We start from the raw sequence: 21,814 nt of genomic DNA on the forward strand, positions 1-21,814 counted from the left end.
GTTGCAAAACTAGAAACTGATTTCTACATTTTTAACTTTAAAACACAGGCCATGCAGGACGCACAGGAAATTCTTTTAAAATACTGGAAACACCAAAGTTTCCGACCGTTGCAAAAAGAAATTATTGATTCGGTTTTAGAAGGGCAAGACACTTTTGCACTGCTGCCAACTGGAGGCGGAAAATCGATTTGTTTTCAGGTTCCGGCGATGATGCAAGATGGAATTTGTCTGGTAGTTTCTCCTTTAATTGCCCTGATGAAGGATCAGGTAGCGAATTTGCAGAAAAGAGATATTAAAGCGATTGCCCTTACAGGCGGAATTCACACAGAAGAAATTATTGATCTTCTGGATAATTGCCAATTCGGAAATTATAAATTCCTTTATCTTTCACCAGAGCGTTTACAGTCTGACTGGATTTTAGAGCGCATTAAAAATCTTCCTATAAATTTAATTGCTATTGATGAGGCTCATTGTGTTTCGCAATGGGGTCACGATTTTAGACCGGCTTATTTAAAAATTTCAGAACTTAAAAAATACTTTCCTAAAATTCCATTTTTAGCCTTAACAGCAACTGCAACACCAAGAGTTGTCGAAGATATTAAAACCGAATTGGGATTAAAAGACACCAAACTTTTTCAACAGTCTTTTGAAAGAAAGAATATTGCGTACATGGTTTTTGAAGTTGAAGACAAATTATATCGTGTTGAACAGATTTTGAAGAAAAATCCGCAGCCGTCTATTATATATGTCCGAAACAGAAAATCGTGTTTGAATATGTCAACGCAATTGCAATCGTTGGGATTTCGGGCAACATATTATCACGGAGGACTTTCGGCTCAGGAAAAAGATAAGAATATGCAATTGTGGATGTCAGAACAAGCGCAGGTCATTGTAGCCACCAATGCATTTGGAATGGGAATTGACAAAGACAATGTAAAAACGGTTATTCATACGCAACTGCCAGAAAACTTAGAAAACTATTATCAGGAATCTGGACGTGCGGGACGAAATGGCGAAAAATCATTTTCGGTTTTATTATTTAATAATTCAGATGCAAATCAAACAGAACAGCAATTTATAAGTGTTCTTCCCGATAAAAAGTTTCTGAAAACGATGTACATTAAATTGTGTAATTATTTTCAGATTGCTTACGGCGAAGGTTTAGACGATTCGTATTCTTTTAAAATGAATCATTTTTGCCATAAATACGACTTCCCTACTTTGAAAACGTATAATGCTTTGCAGTTTTTAAATCAGCAGGGGATCATCACAATGTCTCAGGAATTTTCAGAAAAAGTTTCAATGCAGTTTTTAATCGAATCGAAAGAAGTAATTCGATACATGAGCCTGAATCCGAATGATGAAGAAATTATTCTGGCTATTTTAAGAACCTATCCGGGAATTCATGAAATGAAAACACCGCTTAATCTTTCGCTGATTGCAAAAAAATCAAATCACACCGAAGAACAGGTTACGAATCTTTTAGAAAAATTAAAAGAGAAAGATATTATTGAATACAAATCTAAAAACAACGATGCAACGATTTTATTTAATGAAGTACGCGAAGATGATTTGACAATAAACAGAGTTTCAAAATATCTGGAAAAACAAAACAAACTAAAACGCGATCAGCTTTCATCTGTTCTTTATTATATAAAGGAAGATAAAACGTGCAAGAACCGATTGGTTTTGGATTATTTTGGAGAAGAAACTAAATCGAATTGCGGCGTTTGCTCTTTCTGTATTACTCAAAAAGGAAAAATCACCGAAGCTGATTCAATTGCCGATAAAATTCTTCACTTATTAAAGGCAACTGCACTAACTTCGCGCGAAATTCAGAATCAAATAAAATTAGATGCTAAAGATGTTATTGAGGTTCTTCAGGAATTACTTGAAAACAATCATATCATTATTTTGGCCAATAATAAATACGCTTTAAAATCATAATGGAAAAATTACGAATTATATTTATGGGAACTCCAGAATTTGCAGTTGGCATTCTGGACACCATTATTAAAAACAATTACGAAGTTGTTGGCGTTATTACAGCGGCAGACAAGCCAGCTGGACGCGGACAAAAAATAAAATATTCGGCTGTTAAGGAATATGCTCTGGCAAATAATCTTACTTTATTACAGCCAACAAATTTAAAAGACGAAAGTTTTTTGGCAGAATTAAAAGCTTTGAACGCTAATTTACAAATTGTTGTTGCTTTTAGAATGTTACCAAAAGTAGTTTGGGAAATGCCAAGTTTAGGAACTTTTAATCTTCATGCTTCATTGTTACCAAATTATCGCGGCGCGGCTCCAATAAACTGGGCTATTATTAATGGAGAAACCAAAACTGGTGTTACAACATTTTTTATTGATGATAAAATTGATACCGGAGCCATGATTTTAAATTCGGAAATTGTTATTGAACCAACAGAAAATGCCGGGCAGCTGCACGACAGATTAATGCATTTAGGAAGCACAACTGTTATTGATACTTTAAAAGTGATTGAAAACGGAAATGTCACTACTACAATTCAGGAAGATAATAACGATATCAAAACGGCTTACAAACTAAATAAGGAAAATTGTAAAATCGACTGGACAAAATCTGGAGATGAAATCAATAATTTGATTCGTGGCTTAAGTCCTTATCCTGCAGCTTGGTGCTTTTTGAAAGATAAAAATGAAGAATTAAATATAAAGATATATGAAGCCAAACTGGTTTTAGAGGTTCATTCTTATGAAGCGGGAACTTTAATCAGTAATAAAAAAGAAATCAAAATTGCAATAAAAGAGGGCTTCATTCAGTTATTAAGTCTACAATTACCTGGTAAGAAACGAATGCAAGTAGCAGAATTATTAAATGGGATAACATTTTCTGATAGCGCAAAAGTCTATTAAGGTCAGTAAAACAGGGGTTTTTACCTGTTTTTGATCGATAAACAACACGCTTTATGAACAAAAAAAACAAGTTATCAACAATTATTGCTAAAATTAAAGAAAACACTTGCACGCAACGGATTTCCTACTAAATTTGTGTATTAACAATTTTTTTTAACCAACAATTAATAACTAATTATTATGAACAAATCAGAATTAATCGATGCTATCGCTGCTGATGCAGGAATTACAAAAGCTGCGGCTAAATTAGCTTTAGAGTCATTTTTAGGAAATGTAGGAACTACTTTGAAAAAAGGCGGAAGAATTTCATTAGTAGGTTTCGGATCTTGGTCAGTATCTGCGAGAGCTGCTAGAGACGGTAGAAATCCTCAAACAGGAAAAACTATCAAAATTGCTGCAAAAAATGTAGTAAAATTCAAAGCTGGAGCTGAATTAGAAGGTGCAGTGAACTAAGTAAGAAAGTTCTCTAAACTAAATAATATAATTAAGACCCTCCTTATGGAGGGTTTTTTTGTGCGGTTTAACGATTTTTTTTGTGAATTTAAAAAATTTATGATTAAATTTAATAAAAATTGTAGCCGTATGATTTCAGAAAAATTAAAAAAAGGACACCTGCTTATTGCCGAGCCTTCAATAATTGGAGATTTATCATTCAACAGATCGGTAATTTTATTAGCAGACCATAACAAAGAAGGATCAATAGGTTTTATCATTAATAAACCATTAAAATACACTATTAATGATTTAATACCTGAAATTGAAGCCAGCTTTAAAATATATAACGGAGGCCCAGTTGAACAAGACAATCTGTACTTCATTCATAATATTCCTGATTTAATCCCGAATAGTGTCGAGATTTCAAACGGGATTTATTGGGGAGGAGATTTCGAATCAACCAAAGACTTAATTAACGACGGATCGATCAATAAGAACAATATTCGTTTTTTCTTAGGTTATACCGGTTGGGACGAAAATCAGCTTGAAAACGAAATGCAGGGCAACTCCTGGATCATTGCTGACAATAATTACAAAAACAAAATTATTGGAAAATCTACTACCCATTTCTGGAAAGAGCAGATTATTGAACTTGGCGGTGATTATGTTATTTGGTCAAATGCACCTGAAAACCCATATCTGAATTAATTTTCGGATATGGATTCATTTAGTTTCTGTACTAATAAATGAGCCAGATTACTTGTAAACTCTTTTTTTCGATATTTGCTTATCGGTTGTATCCCTGTGATTACATTTGTTAGAAATAATTCATCTGCTTTTTGAAGATCAAACGGTGAAATTATTTCTTCAACTACTTCTATACCTTCCACTTTCTTCGCTAAGGCTAAAATCTGCTTACGCATAATTCCGTTTAAACATCCTTCAGAGATTGGAGGTGTAATTAGTTTTTTACCCGAAACCATAAATAAATTTCCCTGTAAAACCTCGACAACATTTTTAGTGTCATTTACTAAAATACAATTCGCTAATCCGTTTTCATGAGCAAAAATACTTCCCGTAACATTAATCATTTTATTAGTCGTTTTAATCGACGATAATAATTGTTTTGTCACATAGAAGTCTTTATACAAATCAACTTCGTATTCGGCCGTATTTAAAGCGTATAAAGTATTATCAAGCGGTGTTGCATGAATTAAAAAAGAAACTTCGTTAGTTTTTGGCAGATATAAACCTCCATCGTTTCTAAAAACAGTTATTCTGGCCCTTGCCGATGAAGCAATGTTTTTTTGCTGAACAAGATTTAAAATCTGCTCTTCAAAATATTCCATTGTAAAATTCATCGGAATTTCCATTCTAACAACACGCATTGAAGCCATTAACCTGAAATAATGATCTTCGAGAAACAAGATTTTATTGTTGATTATTTTTACTGTTTCAAAAACGCCGTCTCCGTATAAAAAGGCACGATTTTGAGTTAGTATATTTTCTTCTTGTGCAATGTTTCCGTTAAAATTGATCATAAAAAAACCCTGAATTTTGTTCAGGGCAAATATAAGGCATAAAATAGACTTTTACTAAACAGATCCTATAAGATGTTTTAGGTCTGAGATTTGATTCTCCCACAATTGTTTAGCTTCGCCTACTTCTTCTTTTTCTGCAAAATCAACTACCATTAATGATACATCCTTAGTTAATTCATCAACTAAAATATGGAGTTCAAAAAAGTATTCAGTATCCTTACTGCTTTCATCAACCCATTTAAACTTTACTTTTTCACCTGTTTTTTTAGAAGCAAGACGTGCTTTTTCCTGCGAATCGTTCCAGATGAAAGTAAAAAATTCACCTCTTGAATTAACATTGTCAGCAAACCATTCTGATAAACCTGACGGAGTTGATATATATTGATACAATAATTGTGGCGAAGAATTGATCGGAAACTCGATTTCGTAACGTATTTTTGAATCCATGTGCTACTTTTAATTTTTTCGAAATATAAGAATATATGTCCAAAAACAATGCGTTTTTAAAAATATTTTTTTTTCTTCATTTTATTCTTGTAAGCTTTAATATTATTTCTATCTTTGCACCCGCAATCAGGAATTCAATAATTGCAGTCCAGGCGAGGTAGCTCAGTTGGTTAGAGCGCAGGATTCATAACCCTGAGGTCACGGGTTCAACTCCCGTCCTCGCTACAAAAAGGCAAAACCCTTAAACAGAAATGTTTAAGGGTTTTTTATTTGGGTTAATCCAGAATTTTTTCATAGAAAACATTTATTACTTGATGACTAATGTTTCGAAAAGATTATTTTACTCCCAGGATCACAAAAGAATTACCATCAATAATAACTTTATCCGGATAAGCTTTTTGAACGATTTCTAAAACTTCAGTTTTAATTTTTTGCCGCATTTGATCATCTGCATTGCTTAAAGCTGCCACTACAGGAGCTGCAATTTCAGTCATCATGCTCCAGTATCTTTCCGGAGTTTGACAATTTAATTCTCCCTGTACTTCATAAGCCTTGATTTCTTTAAAACCTGCATTATGAAATAAATCTTCTATTAATCCAGATTTTGCACATCTAAAAACACCCGGAGCATCTGGATTGGGAGGAGGTAATTCCATATTCCTGTTAATTGCCCCTCCAATAGCAGTGACCCAAAAGTTTTTTTCGGGAATATCCCAAACAGAAGTTACAATTCTGCCGCCGGGTTTAAGAACCCTAAAAATTTCTTTTGCAGCTAGATCCATATCCGGAAAAAACATAAAACCTAAACGACAGCTGACTGCATCAAAAGATTCATCAGAAAAAGGAAGTTCGCAAACGTCGCAATTAAGAAAATCAACGTTTTTTATACCTCTATTTTCAGCATTCTCATTTGCAATTATCAGCATATCATTAGATAAATCTGTAATGGTTACTTTTTTAGCATAACTGGCTATACTAAGTGCCGGCTCACCTGTTCCGGATGCAATATCCAAAACATGATCTGTTGCTTTCAAATCAAGCAGATCAATCATTTTTTCTCCCATTGGTTTAAGAAAATCCATCATTTCTTTATCCCATTTTTTCCAGCCTGGAGAAAATTTATTCCATGAAGTTTTTTGCTGTTCCCGAATTTCCTGAAGATGTTGTTCCATAGCTCCTATTGTTTAATGTTTGTAATTTTAATTAATAATTCAATTCTTAATCATTACTGCAAACGTTTCGGGGCTAAGCGTTAAGCGATTCTTTTATTCAGAAGTCATCAAAGGTAAAAAATCTCAACACAAAACCAATATAAAACATTGAAAATTTGACAGTTACACTCTTAAACAAATAAACATTTAAAAAAGTTGGATTTATATTCTTGAAAAAATTAACAAACCAGAAAAAGCATATCTAAAAAAAGACATTCAGAAATTTATAAATAAAATAAATCTCTGAATGTGTAAGTGGGTAAAGTTCTCCTTTTTTTGATAGAAAATCTTTAAATAAAATACTTAAGGCTTAATAAAATTAAGAATGTCTGCATTCACTTTATCAGCATCTGTTGTTGGTATTCCGTGGCAAAGTCCCGGATACGTAATTATTTTTCCGTTTTTCACCAATTTAATCGCTCTTAGTGCAGTAACATTATAAGGCACTATCTGGTCGTCTTCACCATGTAATATAAGCACAGGGAAATCAACACTTTTTAGATCTTCGGTAAAATCTGTTTCAGAAAATGCTTTTATACAGTCATAATGTGCTTTAATCCCGCCATTCATTCCCTGACGCCACCAATTGTCCTGAATTCCTTTTTTTATATCTGCTCCTTCTCTATTATATCCATAAAACGGAAAAGTAATATCGTGATAAAACTGCTGTCTGTTATTAGCCGTATTAAAACGAATATTATCAAATACTTCTATTGGTACTCCGCCCGGATTGCCTTCGTTTTTGATCATATACGGCGTCACCGCACTAATAAGTATTACCTTTGATACACGGTTTTTACCGTATTTTGCGGCATAATGAATCGCTTCTCCTCCGCCTGTAGAATGTCCTATATGTATAGCATCTTTTAAATCTAAAAACTCCGTAAGTTCTGCCACGTCTGCAGCATAAGTATCCATTTCATTTCCTGCATAAGTTTGTGTAGATCTTCCGTGTCCTCTTCTGTCATGTGCAATTACCCTAAATCCCTGATCTAAGAAAAATAGCATTTGTGCATCCCAATCATCTGCTGATAATGGCCAGCCATGATGAAAAAAAATAGGTGTTCCTGTACCCCAATCTTTATAATAAATCTCTGTTCCGTCTTTAACTGTAATCTTGCTCATTGTATTATGTTTTAATTGTTAGTATGCATTATCGAAATTTATAATTGTTCGTACCAGTCCAAAATATAATCTGCTACAGCTTCCCAGCCTGGTTCACCACATATAAAATGACTTTTGCCATCAAAAATCTTCAGGTCAACCTTGCTGTTGCTGTCTTTATATTTTCTGGCTAGTGTAGTGGTAAGTGATGAAGGAAAAATAGCGTCACTGCCGCCGCCAATAAATAAAATGGGATTATGAGGTTTGCTAAAATCAATATTAGAAAAAGAATTCAACACCAGTTCACGGCTTACTTTATAACTTTCCGGAACGGCAATACTATCAAAAGCATTTGCTCTGTCTCTTTCCGGAAGTGTATTGAAAAAGCATTTGTCATACCATTCGCGGCTGCCCATGAAATATTTTTTGGATGAAAAAAAACCAAATGCCGGTATAACTGACTTTAATGTTGTAAAAGGAGGGAATACATTTTTTGGAGGAGCACCATCAATACTTACAGCCGCAGCAGCTTTACCTAATTCTAATAATTTCATTGCTGCCATTCCTGCCATTGAATGCCCAATAATTAATGGCTTTTCGGGCAGGGTTTCAATCAGTTTAATAATATTGCCAACCACATCTATAAAACCCGTTTTGGTAAGATCAGGATGGACTTGTTTTCTTAAGTCAGAAGGAATTCCATCATGTCCGGGATTAGCCGGCGTGTAAACCGTATAGCCTTTTTGTTCATATCGGTCCTTCCACTTTTCCCAGCTAATTTGGTTTACAAAGTTTCCGTGTATCAGAATAATAGATTTTGATTTTGTCATAAGATTAATATTTAATGAGTAATTGAGATTTATAAAATATGACGTACCTTACTTCTAAATTAGCAGTATAATCCGGGCAAAGCACCTAGTAAAAATCAGATTTCAATCATTTTATTTAAGAATTCCAATACTTTAGAAGTATTCTGATTTCTTTCCTGTGCCTAATCATGGAAACAGATAAAGCAAGCACTATGCTAATTTACTAATTTATTGATAATCAAATAAATATACTTTTAAAAAATTATTTTAATAACTATATTTCGCTAAAAAATTTTGCTGATAGTGAAATATAAATAATGAACAAATAGAATCTATTTTAAATATGATTAGTGAAGTTTTTCTTAATCTAGATTAATCAACAAACTTTTGTGTATTGCCTAAGTTTGTAAAAGAAATTAACAACATCAAATTATAACTGAAATAATATGGAAACGATAAAACTAGAATTAGACGAGAAAAAACATGGGGCTTTTAATCTTTATGTTGATGGCAAAAAACAAGGTGAAATGACGGTAAGTATTAAGCCTGATTTATTGACAGTTTATCATACAGGAGTTGAACCGGAAGCTGAAGGAAAAGGTTATGCAAAAAAACTTTTGGACGAAATGGTATCTTATGTTCGTGCTAATAATTTAATGGTTTTAGCGCTTTGTCCTTATGTTCATGCGCAATTCACAAGACATCCGGATGAATATCAGGATATCTGGAAAAAATAATTATTTTTTTTTATAGGCCACAGATTATACGGATTATATAGATTAAAAAATCTGTACTAATCTCTATAATCTGTGGCGAAAAAATTCACTTTAATCAGCCTCATAATTTTAAAAATATAACATTATGAATACAGAAATTTTAACCGATGGTATTCCTTTAAACGAAGCTAAAAAAGCTTTGATTATGATTCATGGCCGTGGTGCGGGCGCTCATGATATATTATCAATTGCAAAACATCTTAAAGTTGATGGCTTTGCATTAGTAGCACCTCAAGCCGAAAACAGAACCTGGTATCCACATTCTTTTTTAGTTCCTCTTAATGAAAATGAACCTTCTTTTTCAAAATCATTAGAAGCTATTCATCAGGTGGTGGTGGCAATTCAGCAAAACGGAATCGAAAAAGAGAACATTTATTTTCTTGGATTTTCGCAGGGTGCTTGTCTTGCTTTAGAATTTACAGCCAGAAATGCTGCTAAATACGGAGGCGTTGTCGCTTTTACAGGCGGGCTTATTGGCGATAAAGTATATGAAAATCATTATGCCGGAAACTTCGAAAATACACCAATTTTCATTGGAACAAGTGATCCTGATTTTCATGTTCCTGTTGAAAGAGTAAATGAATCTGAAGCACTTCTTCAAAAATTAGGAGCTGACGTTACTAAAAAAATCTATCCAAATATGGGACATACCATAAGTCAGGACGAAGTAGATTGTGCAAATGCATTGATTTTCAATAAAAGATAATGATTACGATAACACGAGTTTACAGCGATAATAATGGCGAAAGTCATTTTGAAGATTTTGAAATTCCGTTGAAAAACAATGGCGATATCGGATTTTTATCTGATGATGAACCTGTAAAATCTATCGTTTTTAGAGAAGTCAAACCTTCTTATGACTATGATTTTCACAATGCGCCAGACCGTCAGTACATTGTTTTATTGGAAGGCGGTGTAGAAATCGAAACTTCTTTAGGAGAAAAAAGAAAGTTTGAGACTGGATCTATTCTCTTGGTTGAAGATACCACCGGAAAAGGACACAAAACAAAAAATATTGAACTCAAACTTCGAAAATCAATATTTATAAAATTATAAACTGCCGGCATTCTGTCGGCTTTTTTATTTACCACTATTTAGTTTGGTATTTTATGTTGCAATTACAAAAATTTAAGAAATAGTCTTCCCTAGATTATTATCGATTTTCTAAATAAAACAACTTCATTTATAAAATTGCGATATATCGTAAAAACAAAAAACCACAACACAAGTAAAACACTAATAAACAAACAAATAGCACACTTGGAATGCTATTTGGTTATTGGTTTACGAATAATAAAAAGAGGCTTTTATTTCTTAATCTAGGTTAATCGATCCAGAGCGATAATGGAGGTAAATTTGTATAAGAAATCAATAACAATTTAATAATACAATACCATGGAAAATAAAATTTTAGGCTTACACCATATAACTGCAATTGCAGGTGACGCAAAAAGAAACTTCAACTTTTACTCCAATATTTTAGGATTACGTTTCATAAAAAAAACAGTAAATTTTGATGATCCGGGAACGTATCACTTTTACTTTGGCGACGAGGTTGGGAGTGCCGGAACAATCTTAACTTTTTTCCCTTGGGGAGAAGGAATTCAGCAAGGAAGAAAAGGTTCTGGAATGGCTACAGAAATAGGATATTCTGTTCCAAAAGGAAGCTTGGATTTTTGGCAGAAACGTTTCGAACAATACAATGTAATTTATAATAAACCAGCTGAAAAATTCGGAGAAAAATATCTTACTTTCTTAGATCCTGATGGTTTAAAATTAGAATTAATCGAATCTAAAACAGACGATAACAGAAAAGCCTGGGAAACAGATGAAGTAAAAGCAGATGTGGCTACAAAAGGTTTTCATAACATTACGCTGACTTTAAACGATATTAAACCAACCGCTGCAATTTTAACGGAAATATTTGGTTACAAATTGATCGATCAGGATGTAAACCGTTACCGTTATGCTACAGATACTGTAGAAAATGCTGCAATTGTTGACTTGGTAGAATTGGCTGATGAAAAACGCGGTTTAAACGCAAATGGAACTGTTCATCACGTTGCTTTCCGAGTAAAAAATGATGAAATTTTAATGCACTTCCGTGAAAAAATCGAAGCTTACGGATTGTCAATTACACCACAGATAGACAGACAATATTTCCATTCTTTGTATTTTAGAGAACCGGGAGGAGTTTTATTTGAAATTGCTACAGATAATCCTGGATTTACTGTAGATGAAAGCTTAGAAGAATTAGGTCAAAACTTAAAACTTCCTGCTCAATACGAATCTCATAGAGCTGCTATCGAAAATCATTTGGTTAAAATTAATTAATGATACTTTTAGAAAAAGGCAAAACCCTTAAACAGAAATGTTTAAGGGTTTTTTATTGGTATAAAATCAAAAAGATTAGATTTTCTTTTCAATAAAAATATCTCTCTTAATTAAAGTCCTGATGCTTTATTGATGGATTTCTGTTTTTTAAACTGATAAATTGAACCGGCTGCAAAGAGTAACAATAAAACAAGAAGTGTATTCCCAATTACCGGATCTGTTATATCCTTAGCCAGCGGATGCCCAACCGGAACTCTGGTAAAAGTTTCATTAACCGTTGGAACTAGTGAAAGAAAAAAACTAAAAGACAACCAGAAATTTTCAAAATAACGCGCTCTTCCGCTGTTTTTTCTTTTTGAATTTAGAAAATAAGCTGCTAATACTAGAACGATAATAAAAATAGCAAAGACATGTCCCGGATTAAATCCGCCATGTTTTGAGATTCCTAATGAAGTTAGTGAGGTTACGACTGTTCCGTAAAAATATATTTTACCGGATAATGTGTTCAAATTGATTTTACCATATTTGATAAAATCTACTATTGCCGCTACAATTGCGGCAACACCTATAATGGTGTGAAAAATTCCTAAGCTTGATAATCCCATGTTTTATGATTTAAATTTGTTTTAAAATACATAGCAAACTTCCGATAGATCAAGGAGAATGGTTTTGTCAATTAGTTCAACTATTTGGCAATTTGGTTCACAAAAAAAGCATCCTTCAAATAAATGAAAGATGCTTAAATATTATAAAAATGAGTTTTACAATTACTCTTTGTTATTCAGTTTTTGGCGGTAATTTGTTGGGCTTACATTGTATTTGCTGGTAAAACTTTTAGTGAAATTTGCCAGATCATTAAAACCGCAGTCAAATGCTATTTCAGTAATACGCTGATCAGAAACTTGCAGCAATTCGGCAGCTTTTTCCAGCTTTTTAGCCTTAATATAATTGGCTGGTGTGTCGTGGTATATTTTTGCAAATTCACGTTTGAATGATGAAACGCTTAAATTGTTTTGCTGCGCCAGTTCTTCAATTGTTAACTGCGAAAACAAATTTGCATCAATTATTTGTTTGAAAGTATAAGTCGTAGGAGAAAAAAGCTGAGACAATATCAGTTGTATTGATTCTGAATTTTGTGTTTGAGAAAGCAAAAGTATAATCTCCTTTACTTTCAGCACCAAAATATCTTCGTTGATCAATGAAGGATTTTCAAAATAAAACAATAATCCTTCAATGTACTTTTGAATTAGAAAATCGTTGTTTATTTTTTCACTTGATTTATTCGATATTACATTCTTAGGTTTTTGAAGCAATAACGGAAGTTCTCTGTCGTATATTTTTTTTAATATTTCCGGATAAAACGTAACAATCACGATTTCACAATTACTGTTTGATTTTGAATTGTGTATTTGCTTTCCCGAATTTATACAGTTCAGTAATAACGAATAATTTGTAGCAACGTGAATTTGTTCATCATCGATTTGATATTCAACATCTCCTCCTTTTATATATAAAAAACAAGCCTGCTCCGTAACCGGAAAATCAAAATTAAACGGTGGCGTTAATTCAATTTTCTGAATTAGCGTCTTGCCATATAGATCGTGTTTTTTATAATCGTTTATCATATCATTTTATTTATCTTCTTTGGAAAAAAGTTCAAGACTCCTGACAAACAGCTGTCATAATGCCCCATTACTTTTGTCCTATAACTTAAAAAAATAAAGATATGAATTTAGTATCGATTCGCATTATTACTGCCCGTTTAGAGGAACTAGTGAAATTTTATGAGCAGGTTACTGGTGTAACTGCAATACAATATACCCCAGATTTTGCCGAACTTAAAACACCTACCACAACATTAGCAATAGGAAGTACCAAAACTTTACTTTTTTTTGGCGGCGATGAGGTTGCAAAACCAGCTCAAAACAGCAGTGTTATTATAGAATTTAGATCAGAAGATGTAGAACAAGATTATATTAGACTAGAAGATTATCTTCAAAATAATATCGTTCAAAAACCTACTACAATGCCGTGGGGCAATAAATCATTCTTATTTCGTGATCCCGACGGTAATCTTGTGAATTTATTTACACCAGTCACGGCAGAAGCTATCGCAAAATTTAACGCTCAAAATTAGCATTAGTTACTTTCTTCGCTAAAATTAAAGCCTCATTTTACAATGAGGTTTTTTCTTTTTATATATTCCTGACTATCAATTTTAAGTTTCTGAATTTTTCGCCTTACTATTTTTAATATTATTTTAAGAAAATTTTAATGCTGCTATATGATTTTATACTTCTATTTATATATTTGTAATCAGTCTAAATAAGAATAAATTACTAAATCTCACATGAAAACAACATTTAAAACACTTAAAAACAATGTTTTAACAAGAGTGTTTCTAGCGTTCCTGACTATCTTTTTGTGTTCAGAAACTGCTTTTTCTCAGTCAACTTTGGGAACTATTTCAGGTAAAGCAATCCTGAAAGACGGAAATCCTTTACAAGGTGCTACGGTAAAAATTTCAGAATTAAATAAAATAGCAACAACAGATTCTGATGGTACTTATCTACTAAAAAACATTCCTTTTGGAACGTATTTAGTTGAAATAAAACTAAACGGTTATGAGTCTACTCCGGCTTCTGTTTTGGTTGATCAAAACAATTCAAATCCAACTCTTGATTTTGAACTTGCTTATACTTCACAAAAATTAGAGGAAGTTATTGTAAGCTCTGGAGGAAACCGATTTGCAAGAAAAGAAAGTGAAGAGGTTTCTAAAATGAAACTTAAAAATATGGAAAATCCGCAGGTTTACAGCATTGTAAGTAAAGAACTTATGAAGGAGCAGGTAATCACGGATTATAATAGTGCTTTTAAAAACATTCCGGGTGCAGGTATTTCTGAGGTTAGAAACCAGGGAAGATCGACTAATATTTCGAGAGGATTTGTAACACCTCAGTTAGTAAGAAACGGAGTTGGAAGTTTTACTTATAATTCAATTGATCCTTCTAACTTAGAGCGTATTGAAGTTATCAAAGGGCCATCGGCAACATTGTTTGGAAGCACGATTTCTTCTTTTGGTGGCTTGTTTAACAGGGTAACAAAAAAACCTTTTGATTTCTTTAAAGGTGAAGTATCGTATTCTGCAGGTGATTGGGATTTAAATCGTTTTACAGCCGATATTAATACACCAATTAATGATGATAAAACAGCTCTTTTTAGAATTAATACAGCTTTGCATAGCGAAAGAAGTTTTCAGGATGCAGGTTTTAATAAAAGCTTTTTTATAGCTCCAAGTTTTTCTTATCAGGTAAACGAAAGACTTACTTTACTTATTGATGCTGAGTTTAGTGCATCAAAAGGAGTTTCACCAACGAGATTAGCTCCTTTTACCGGAGCTGGTGCTACTGCACACAGCATTGAAGAAATGGAAATTCCTTATAAACTTTCATTTGCTAACAATACTGTAAATTACACGGCTCAGCAGTATAATATATTTGCACAGTTAAAATATCAAATTTCAGATGAATGGACGTCACAAACAATTGTTTCGCGTACAAGATCATCATCAGAAGGATATACTGTAGCATTGACAGCTATGAGCAACGAAACATTAAGACAACAAGTTACAAATCAAGACTTTCCTTATTACGGTACAGATATTCAGCAAAACTTTAATGGTGATTTCAAAATTGGAAGCTTACGCAACAGAGTTGTAGCAGGTTTAGATTTCTACAGCGTACGTGCAACGCGTAATGATGCAACGGTAAATATGCCGGCTATCAATTTTAGAACACCGGGAGATGCTTATAATAACTTTACCATCGATAAAATAAAGCCATTATTTGCAACAGCTACTTACACAAATTATACATCTAACAACGAAAGAACATACAGCGCATATATATCTGATGTATTGAATATTACTGATCGATTAATTGTAATGGCTGGTCTTAGAGCTGACCGTTATATTAATAAAGGATTGTATTATCCAGCTACTAATCTTACTACGGGGAATTACAACCAAACCGCATTTTCTCCCAGATTTGGAGCGGTTTATCAAATTGTTAAAGAGAAAATCTCTGTTTTCTCTAATTACATGAACGGATTTAATAATGTCGGCGGTTCAGATTTTAACGGAGATGTTTTTAAACCAAACCATGCGAATCAGTTAGAAGGAGGAGTTAAATTCGACTTTAGTAAAATTAGTGCTACTTTGAGTTATTATAATATTGAAGTAACTAACGTAACGCGTAATGACCCAGATCATGCAAATTTTCAAATTCAGGATGGTACACAATTGAGTAAAGGTTTTGAAGCTGAACTTATTGCAAACCCAATTAAAGGTTTAAATATTGTGGCTGGTTATACGTATAACGACAGTAGATTATCGAAATCAAATCCAACTACTAACGGATTAAGACCAACAACTGCTGGTTCGCCAACAACTGCCAATCTTTGGGCAAGTTACAGATTAACCCAAGGTGCTGCATCTGGTCTTGGATTTGGTGTTGGAGGAATTTACGGAAGCAAATATTTCCAGACTAATACAGCTGCTTTTAAATTCCAAATTCCTGAATACACTGTTTTAGATGCTTCTGTTTTTTATGACAGACCAAAATACAGATTAGGTTTAAAAGTAGATAACTTAACAAACGAAAAATACTGGTCATACCGTTTAGCGGCTCAAAATCCAACGAGAGTTACCGGAAATATTACCTTTAAATTCTAACATTCTCAGTTCGTTATTTCGACTGATATTATTTACATTTGGCTTTTACAATAAGTTATGACCAAAGGTTTTAAAAAGACAATAAGACAAATACATTTGTGGCTCGGTTTAGCATCGGGCCTCATTGTTTTTATAGTGAGCATCACTGGATTTCTTTATGTTTTTGAAGAAGAAATCCGTGATTTTTCACAGAAAGAATATCTGCATGTTCCGGTTCAGGAAAAATCATTTATAGGATTAAAAACTATAATTGAAAATTATAAAAAACTGGAACCTAAACAGAAAATTACAGCTTTAAAAGTAAACAGAGAAGAACCCAATGCAGCGGTTCAAATTTCAACCAAAAAGAAAAAGACCTATTATTTTAATCCGTATGACGGAAGCTTAATTAACAAGCAAAGTTCAGACTGGCTGAATATTGTTCTCGAAATACATCGTACTTTATTACTTGGAGACGTTGGCGAATTTATTCAAGGCTGGTCGGTAGTGATTTTTATCATCATGCTGATTACCGGACTTGTATTATGGTTTCCGAATCAAAAACGATTATTAAAGCAGTCTCTCAAAATAAAGTGGAGTGGTTCTTTTAAAAGAGTTAACTACGATCTGCATCAGGTTTTAGGCTTTTATGCTTCTATTATTTTGCTTTTAATCGCTTTTTCAGGAACGTACTTTAAATTTGATACGGTTAAAAAATCGGTTAGTATAGTAACCGGAAGCAAACTTAGAAAAGGAGATGAAGTTTTATCTAAAGAAAAAATTGATTCAACCACAATTCCGGTTCGATACAATAACATATACGAAAATGCCAACTCAAAATATCCGGGAGCAACTTCTGTTTCATTTTCGATTAGAAAAACGGGAGAATTGAGAGTTAGAATGACATATCCGAATGATTGGGCAAGAAATCAAAACACCCTTTTCTTTGACGGAAAAACGGGCCAAATGCTTCGCACAAAACTTTACAAAGACAACAATGCTGCAGATGTATACGAAGCCAGTAATCATGATTTACACACAGGAGTTTTCTTTGGTCTTACAGGGAAAATAATCTGGAGTCTGGTAAGTTTGATTGGAGCTTCTCTTCCTATAACCGGATTTATTATTTGGTGGAAAAAAGGAAAGAAAAAAACTAAAAAGATTAAAGCTTAAAAACCTTCAGCCAATAGAAATAAAAAGCCTTTAAACACAAACGTTTAAAGGCTTTTTTACTTTTAATATCTTCAAATTATTTTATAAACTGAATAATAAATCCTCCTTTTGGAGCTAAATTATACTGCCATTTTGAAGTTATAGGATAATTTGAAATCTTAAATTCCATTAACGGATCCGCACCTTCAGAAATAACCCTGAATTTAGAAAAACCCTTACCATATTTCGCCAAATCAATTGAAATTGGTGATACTGAATTAGTACCATTTATTCCAATAATATAAGACAGATTATCTTTTTTGCGAGATAAAACAATTTCTTTTCCCGGTTCTGCAATTACATATTCTGTTTTATCCCAAGTCGCCGGCATCTCTTTTAATAAATCCTTAAGTTCATTAGGAAGTGAATTAAAAACCTCTTCAGAATCGGCAAAATGAATAATTCCCGATGTATAAATCATTGCCATTGCCAATTCATGAACTGCTGTATTTAAACGGGTAAACTTTCTAAACGTCAATGCAAACGGAGTATAATCTGCAGGTCCCGCAACGTTTCTTGTAAAAGGCAAAACTGTATTTTGCTGCGCTGCCATTTCAGGAAATCTTGGTTCGTAAAAATAACTTTCAGTTCCTAAAATAGCTTCTGCCGTTACAAAGTTTGGCCATGTTCTATGCCAGCCTCTTGGAACTGTTGTCCCGTGCAGATTCACCAATAAATGTTCTTTTGCAGCATCTTCAAAAACCGATTGAAGCGTGCTCATAACCTCTTGTCTGTCTGAACACCAAAAATCGATTTTAACGCCTTTTACACCCATATCCGCCAGTTCCTTAAATCTTTTTTTCCTTTTTTCAGGATTAAAATATTCTGCTGAATATCCCCAAACTAATGGCTGAACTCCTTTTGACAAAGCATGATCAATAATTTTTCCTTCTTTATTAGCTTTTTCCCATCCTGCATCAAAAAGCGTGTATCTAAAACCAAATGAAGCCGAAACGTCAGTAAACTTTTTATACATTTCTGGTGTAAAATCATCAGGATGCGACCACCATGACCAGGCTGCTTTTCCAGGTACAATCCATGAAGTATCTTCAATTTTAGAAGCCGGGGCCAAATCTGTAATCAAAGTTGATAATAATATATCTCCCGCTTTATCGCCAATCAAAATAACTCTCCAAGGCATTGTCCACGGTAAATTTGATTCAGGATAAGCGTTTGTGTCCGGTAAAGGCAAAGTGAATTTTTCATCTTTTTCAGCAAAAGCAATTTTATACATTCCACCATTAGAATCCGGCTGTAAATGGCAGCCCGGAAATACGCCTTCTGCTCCCGATTCTGCAATTAAAACCCAATTTTTAGCATCGTTTACATTAAAAAGCGCCGGCATACACCATCCAACCGAAACATTTCGAGCACCGTTTATTGGATCTCCTGATTTTACATTCACATAAAAATCCTCATAACCCGGAGTATAATCTCCAGCCTTGTTGTAGGGCTGAAGCCAGCCTTTTGCATTTTGATCGATATGAAATCCGGTAATTTCATTTTTTACCACTCTGGTTTTCTCTTCCTTCTCAGTAAACTTATATCTAAAAGCAACACCTTCCTGACCAGCAATTAAATCAATTGTAATTAAAGCTCCTTGTTTGTTTTTAAACGTTATGCTTTTACTTTTAAAAACATGATCGGCAACTTTATTATTGGCGACTTTAAGCTCATATTTTTCACGCTTTTCTTCAATAGGCGAAACTTTCACAACCGATAAACCAGATGTAAAATCATTATTTTCAAGATTCAATCCCAGCGGCGAATCCAGAATTATTGTTTTATCTCTGCGGGTAACTTTATAAAACAACTTTCCATCTTCGGTTAAAGACAAAGTAATTTTATTTAAATTATCCTTAGACTTCAGGTAAAGGTCTTTGTTTTGAGCTTTACCGCTTGTCAGTACAAAAAACACTGCGGGTATCAGTAAGCTCAATGTTCGATGAATAAACATTTTTCTCATTATATAATTTTTAAAGGTGATAATTCAAATTTGTTATTTTAAAGCATAGATTTTCGCAAAGATTGTAAAGTTTTTTTGCCACGAATTACACGAATTAGCACGAATTAATTAGTGAAAATTTGTGTAATTAGTGGCAAAAAAAAATCCTTTTTAATCCCCATAATCTGTGGCATAAATATTTTTAATTTTCAAGAGTCATAACATCAAAAGCATAAGTAATCGTTTCATTATAAACCTGCTCTGCTTTGAATATTGTATTAGGAAAATGTCCATGATTAGGACTATCCGGATAATATTGACATTCTAAACAAAGACCGTCAAAAGGTCCATAAAACTTAGAATGTTCCCCAATTTCGGCACTGTTTAAATAATCTCCCGTATACAATTGTAATCCCGGATAAGAAGTAAACACACGCATTATTCTTCCTGATATTTCTTCAAATAATTCACAAACAGAATCTTCATCAACATTATTTCTATTAAAAATATAATACGTATTCAGTCCGCCATCTTTCATAACATCTCCTAATTTGTAATGGTAAAAAGAACAGTTTTCTGCAGGTATAATTCTTTCTGTCGGAATATAATCTTCTGTACTTTCAACTATTTTGTCAGCTTGAATATTTAGATAATGATTTTGTATTTTTTCAGTACAAGCCGATAAATTAAAATAAGAATGATTTGTAAAGTTTATTGGTGTTGGCTCATCAGCTACAGCCAAAAATTCAATTTTAAGTTCGTTTTTATCCGTCCATTTGTAAATCACTTTCGTTTTTAAATTTCCGGGGAAACCGCCGTCGCCGCTTTCATTTTCTAAAGTAAAAATTACAGCATCCTCTTTTATAATAAAATCAAAAACCTTGCTGTTAAATCCTGCCGAACCGCTGTGATTATTGTTCTTCCCGTCATTTTTATCTAAATAATAGGTTTTATCTTCAATAGAAAATTCGGCATTATTAATTCGGTTGGCAAAACGACCAACAGTTGCTCCAATATAAGATTGATCTTTTATGTATCCTTCTAAAGTTGGAAATCCTAAAACTACATTTTCTTTATTTCTGTTTTTGTCCGGCACTACTATGGATTTTACTATGGCTCCATAATTAAGCAGTTCTACATAATTCCCGTGAACGTTTGTAAGTGTGAATTTAAAAATTTCTTTTTCTGCATACCAGCCAAAAGGCTTATATACAATTGTATTTAAAGGATTCATATTGTTTTAAAAAAGGATTGAAAACACCAAGGTTATAATAGTGTTTCAAATGTACTTTTGATTATTCGTCTCAAAATGGACATTTTTTTTAAAAGCATGGATTAAATTACGATATTTGGAAAAGACAATCCTGAAAATGAAAAATTCATCTCAAAAAGAAAAAACAAAAGTCAAAGAAGGTTTCTTAGGACAGCGTATGATTGTGATTCCTAAAAACATTCTTTCAAACATCAAAAAGAATCCTCTTATTGCGAGTTTGTATTTTACAGATATTGGAGTTTTCCCCAATGCAAGCCATCATTCCATGAAACGAAAACACGGAAGTAAACAATATATCCTGATTTATTGTTATAAAGGAGAAGGCATTATTAGCAAAGAAAACAAAACCATAACGCTCAAAGCGAATACCTTTTATATTATACCTCCAGAAGTTGCGCATGATTATTATGCTTTAAAACAAAACCCGTGGAGTATTTTCTGGATTCATTTTACCGGACCGCAGGCGCCACATTTTTATGAGAAGTTCATAACGGAATTTCCGGATTCTGCACCGCAGCTTTCACTTGAAGAAAGACGTATCAAACTTTTTGAAAATATACTTGATGTTATGGAAGACGGTTACAGTGCCAATAATCTCGAATTTGCCAATCTTTCGTTATGGCAATTGCTGAATGCTTTTTTATATGAGAAATTTTTCATCCAGAAGAACCGAAAATTTTCAGAGGATAATACTATTGAATCCGCAATTGACTATATGAAAAAACATCTGGATCTTTCGTTAAAAATCAATGATGTTGCTGCTTATTTTAATTATTCCTCGTCTCATTTTTTTACCTTATTTAAAAAGCAGACAGGCTATTCTCCCATACATTATTTCAATTATTTAAAAATGCAGAAAGCCTGCCAGTATCTCAGTTTTACTACGATGAGTATAAAAGAAATCAGTTTTAATCTCGGCTTCAATGATCCGTTGTATTTCTCCCGATTGTTCAAAAAAATAATGAGTACTTCGCCTATACAATATCGTACAGAATACAAACAGTAACGCAATGGTTTTCGTATTTTAACACACTGCATCAAAAAATCAGATTATAATCCATCTATTCAAAAAAAATATCCATAAATCAAAGGTTTCTATTCCGCTAATTTTACAAAAGCTAT

21 protein-coding genes and 1 tRNA gene are annotated in these 21,814 nt (G+C 33.1%); 13 read left to right on the top strand and 9 right to left on the bottom strand.

What is annotated here, in order from left to right; genetic code table 11:
- Positions 1-51 precede the first annotated feature (51 nt).
- From BUE10_RS14695 to BUE10_RS14710, 4 genes are all read left to right on the top strand, one after another.
- Positions 52-1,947 carry a RecQ family ATP-dependent DNA helicase gene (locus BUE10_RS14695; protein ID WP_073486311.1) on the top strand — a complete coding sequence of 632 codons (1,896 nt, stop codon included), beginning with the start codon at positions 52-54 and terminating at the stop codon, positions 1,945-1,947.
- Complete coding sequence (fmt, locus tag BUE10_RS14700) at positions 1,947-2,894, top strand: methionyl-tRNA formyltransferase (protein ID WP_073486313.1); 948 nt, start codon at positions 1,947-1,949, stop codon at positions 2,892-2,894. The genes BUE10_RS14695 and fmt overlap by 1 nt, the downstream gene beginning before the upstream one ends.
- 180 nt (positions 2,895-3,074) lie before the next feature.
- Positions 3,075-3,347, top strand: coding sequence for an HU family DNA-binding protein (locus tag BUE10_RS14705; protein ID WP_012022249.1), 273 nt, complete (start codon positions 3,075-3,077; stop codon positions 3,345-3,347).
- 129 nt (positions 3,348-3,476) lie between these two features.
- On the top strand, positions 3,477-4,037 hold the full coding sequence (locus BUE10_RS14710) for a YqgE/AlgH family protein (RefSeq protein ID WP_053472839.1): 561 nt from the start codon (positions 3,477-3,479) through the stop codon (positions 4,035-4,037).
- On the opposite strand, the gene BUE10_RS14715 is transcribed toward BUE10_RS14710, so the two are convergent.
- On the bottom strand, positions 4,034-4,870 hold the full coding sequence (locus tag BUE10_RS14715) for an aminotransferase class IV (RefSeq protein WP_073486315.1): 837 nt from the start codon (positions 4,868-4,870) through the stop codon (positions 4,034-4,036). The two genes, BUE10_RS14710 and BUE10_RS14715, sit on opposite strands and share 4 nt — an antisense overlap.
- A gap of 54 nt (positions 4,871-4,924) precedes the next feature.
- Positions 4,925-5,317, bottom strand: a complete 393-nt coding sequence (locus BUE10_RS14720) for an START-like domain-containing protein (protein ID WP_026727620.1) — start codon at positions 5,315-5,317, stop codon at positions 4,925-4,927.
- Positions 5,318-5,468: 151 nt separating this feature from the next.
- On the opposite strand from BUE10_RS14720, the gene BUE10_RS14725 reads away from it, so the two are divergent.
- A tRNA-Met gene (locus BUE10_RS14725) sits at positions 5,469-5,542 on the top strand.
- A gap of 110 nt (positions 5,543-5,652) precedes the next feature.
- On the opposite strand, the gene BUE10_RS14730 is transcribed toward BUE10_RS14725, so the two are convergent.
- The 3 genes from BUE10_RS14730 to BUE10_RS14740 form a co-directional block, all read right to left on the bottom strand.
- Complete coding sequence (locus BUE10_RS14730; RefSeq protein ID WP_073486317.1) at positions 5,653-6,489, bottom strand: class I SAM-dependent methyltransferase; 837 nt, start codon at positions 6,487-6,489, stop codon at positions 5,653-5,655.
- Positions 6,490-6,831: 342 nt separating this feature from the next.
- Complete coding sequence (locus tag BUE10_RS14735; RefSeq protein ID WP_073486319.1) at positions 6,832-7,653, bottom strand: alpha/beta fold hydrolase; 822 nt, start codon at positions 7,651-7,653, stop codon at positions 6,832-6,834.
- 38 nt (positions 7,654-7,691) lie between these two features.
- A complete protein-coding gene (locus BUE10_RS14740) occupies positions 7,692-8,462 on the bottom strand; it encodes an alpha/beta hydrolase (protein WP_073486322.1) in 771 nt (256 codons plus the stop codon).
- Positions 8,463-8,887: 425 nt separating this feature from the next.
- Between BUE10_RS14740 and BUE10_RS14745 the strand changes: the two genes are divergently transcribed.
- The 4 genes from BUE10_RS14745 to BUE10_RS14760 all read left to right on the top strand — a co-directional run bounded on the left by BUE10_RS14745 (position 8,888) and on the right by BUE10_RS14760 (position 11,551).
- Complete coding sequence (locus tag BUE10_RS14745) at positions 8,888-9,178, top strand: GNAT family N-acetyltransferase (protein ID WP_073486324.1); 291 nt, start codon at positions 8,888-8,890, stop codon at positions 9,176-9,178.
- 124 nt (positions 9,179-9,302) lie between these two features.
- Positions 9,303-9,923 carry an alpha/beta hydrolase gene (locus BUE10_RS14750; protein WP_073486326.1) on the top strand — a complete coding sequence of 207 codons (621 nt, stop codon included), beginning with the start codon at positions 9,303-9,305 and terminating at the stop codon, positions 9,921-9,923.
- Positions 9,923-10,273, top strand: a complete 351-nt coding sequence (locus tag BUE10_RS14755) for a cupin domain-containing protein (RefSeq protein WP_073486328.1) — start codon at positions 9,923-9,925, stop codon at positions 10,271-10,273. The genes BUE10_RS14750 and BUE10_RS14755 overlap by 1 nt, the downstream gene beginning before the upstream one ends.
- Positions 10,274-10,612: 339 nt before the next feature.
- The gene (locus tag BUE10_RS14760) at positions 10,613-11,551 is read left to right on the top strand and encodes a ring-cleaving dioxygenase (protein WP_073486330.1); all 939 of its coding nucleotides are present in this window, start codon (positions 10,613-10,615) and stop codon (positions 11,549-11,551) included.
- Between the two features lie 110 nt (positions 11,552-11,661).
- Here the strand turns inward: BUE10_RS14760 and BUE10_RS14765 are convergent, their stop codons facing one another.
- Positions 11,662-12,156, bottom strand: a complete 495-nt coding sequence (locus BUE10_RS14765; RefSeq protein ID WP_073486332.1) for a hypothetical protein — start codon at positions 12,154-12,156, stop codon at positions 11,662-11,664.
- A 162-nt stretch (positions 12,157-12,318) separates the two neighbouring features.
- Positions 12,319-13,176: an AraC family transcriptional regulator gene (locus BUE10_RS14770; RefSeq protein ID WP_073486334.1), complete on the bottom strand. Its 858-nt coding sequence runs from the start codon at positions 13,174-13,176 to the stop codon at positions 12,319-12,321.
- 101 nt (positions 13,177-13,277) lie between these two features.
- Between BUE10_RS14770 and BUE10_RS14775 the strand changes: the two genes are divergently transcribed.
- The 3 genes from BUE10_RS14775 to BUE10_RS14785 all read left to right on the top strand — a co-directional run bounded on the left by BUE10_RS14775 (position 13,278) and on the right by BUE10_RS14785 (position 17,435).
- Complete coding sequence (locus BUE10_RS14775) at positions 13,278-13,688, top strand: VOC family protein (RefSeq protein ID WP_073486336.1); 411 nt, start codon at positions 13,278-13,280, stop codon at positions 13,686-13,688.
- Positions 13,689-13,901: 213 nt separating this feature from the next.
- Entirely contained in the window at positions 13,902-16,283 is a 2,382-nt protein-coding gene (locus BUE10_RS14780; RefSeq protein ID WP_073486338.1) for a TonB-dependent receptor, read from the top strand.
- A 135-nt stretch (positions 16,284-16,418) separates the two neighbouring features.
- On the top strand, positions 16,419-17,435 hold the full coding sequence (locus BUE10_RS14785; protein ID WP_234984748.1) for a PepSY-associated TM helix domain-containing protein: 1,017 nt from the start codon (positions 16,419-16,421) through the stop codon (positions 17,433-17,435).
- A gap of 76 nt (positions 17,436-17,511) precedes the next feature.
- Here the strand turns inward: BUE10_RS14785 and BUE10_RS14790 are convergent, their stop codons facing one another.
- Together BUE10_RS14790 and BUE10_RS14795 are read right to left on the bottom strand one after the other, a co-directional pair.
- Positions 17,512-19,440: a glycoside hydrolase family 97 protein gene (locus BUE10_RS14790; protein ID WP_073486340.1), complete on the bottom strand. Its 1,929-nt coding sequence runs from the start codon at positions 19,438-19,440 to the stop codon at positions 17,512-17,514.
- Between the two features lie 181 nt (positions 19,441-19,621).
- The gene (locus BUE10_RS14795; protein ID WP_073486342.1) at positions 19,622-20,653 is read right to left on the bottom strand and encodes an aldose epimerase family protein; all 1,032 of its coding nucleotides are present in this window, start codon (positions 20,651-20,653) and stop codon (positions 19,622-19,624) included.
- 136 nt (positions 20,654-20,789) lie between these two features.
- Here BUE10_RS14795 and BUE10_RS14800 point away from each other — a divergent pair, with 136 nt between their 5' ends.
- Positions 20,790-21,698: an AraC family transcriptional regulator gene (locus BUE10_RS14800; protein ID WP_073486344.1), complete on the top strand. Its 909-nt coding sequence runs from the start codon at positions 20,790-20,792 to the stop codon at positions 21,696-21,698.
- The last annotated feature ends 116 nt before the right edge of the window (positions 21,699-21,814 follow it).

It is taken from the genome of Flavobacterium sp. CF108, assembly GCF_900129795.1.
Taxonomy (GTDB): domain Bacteria; phylum Bacteroidota; class Bacteroidia; order Flavobacteriales; family Flavobacteriaceae; genus Flavobacterium.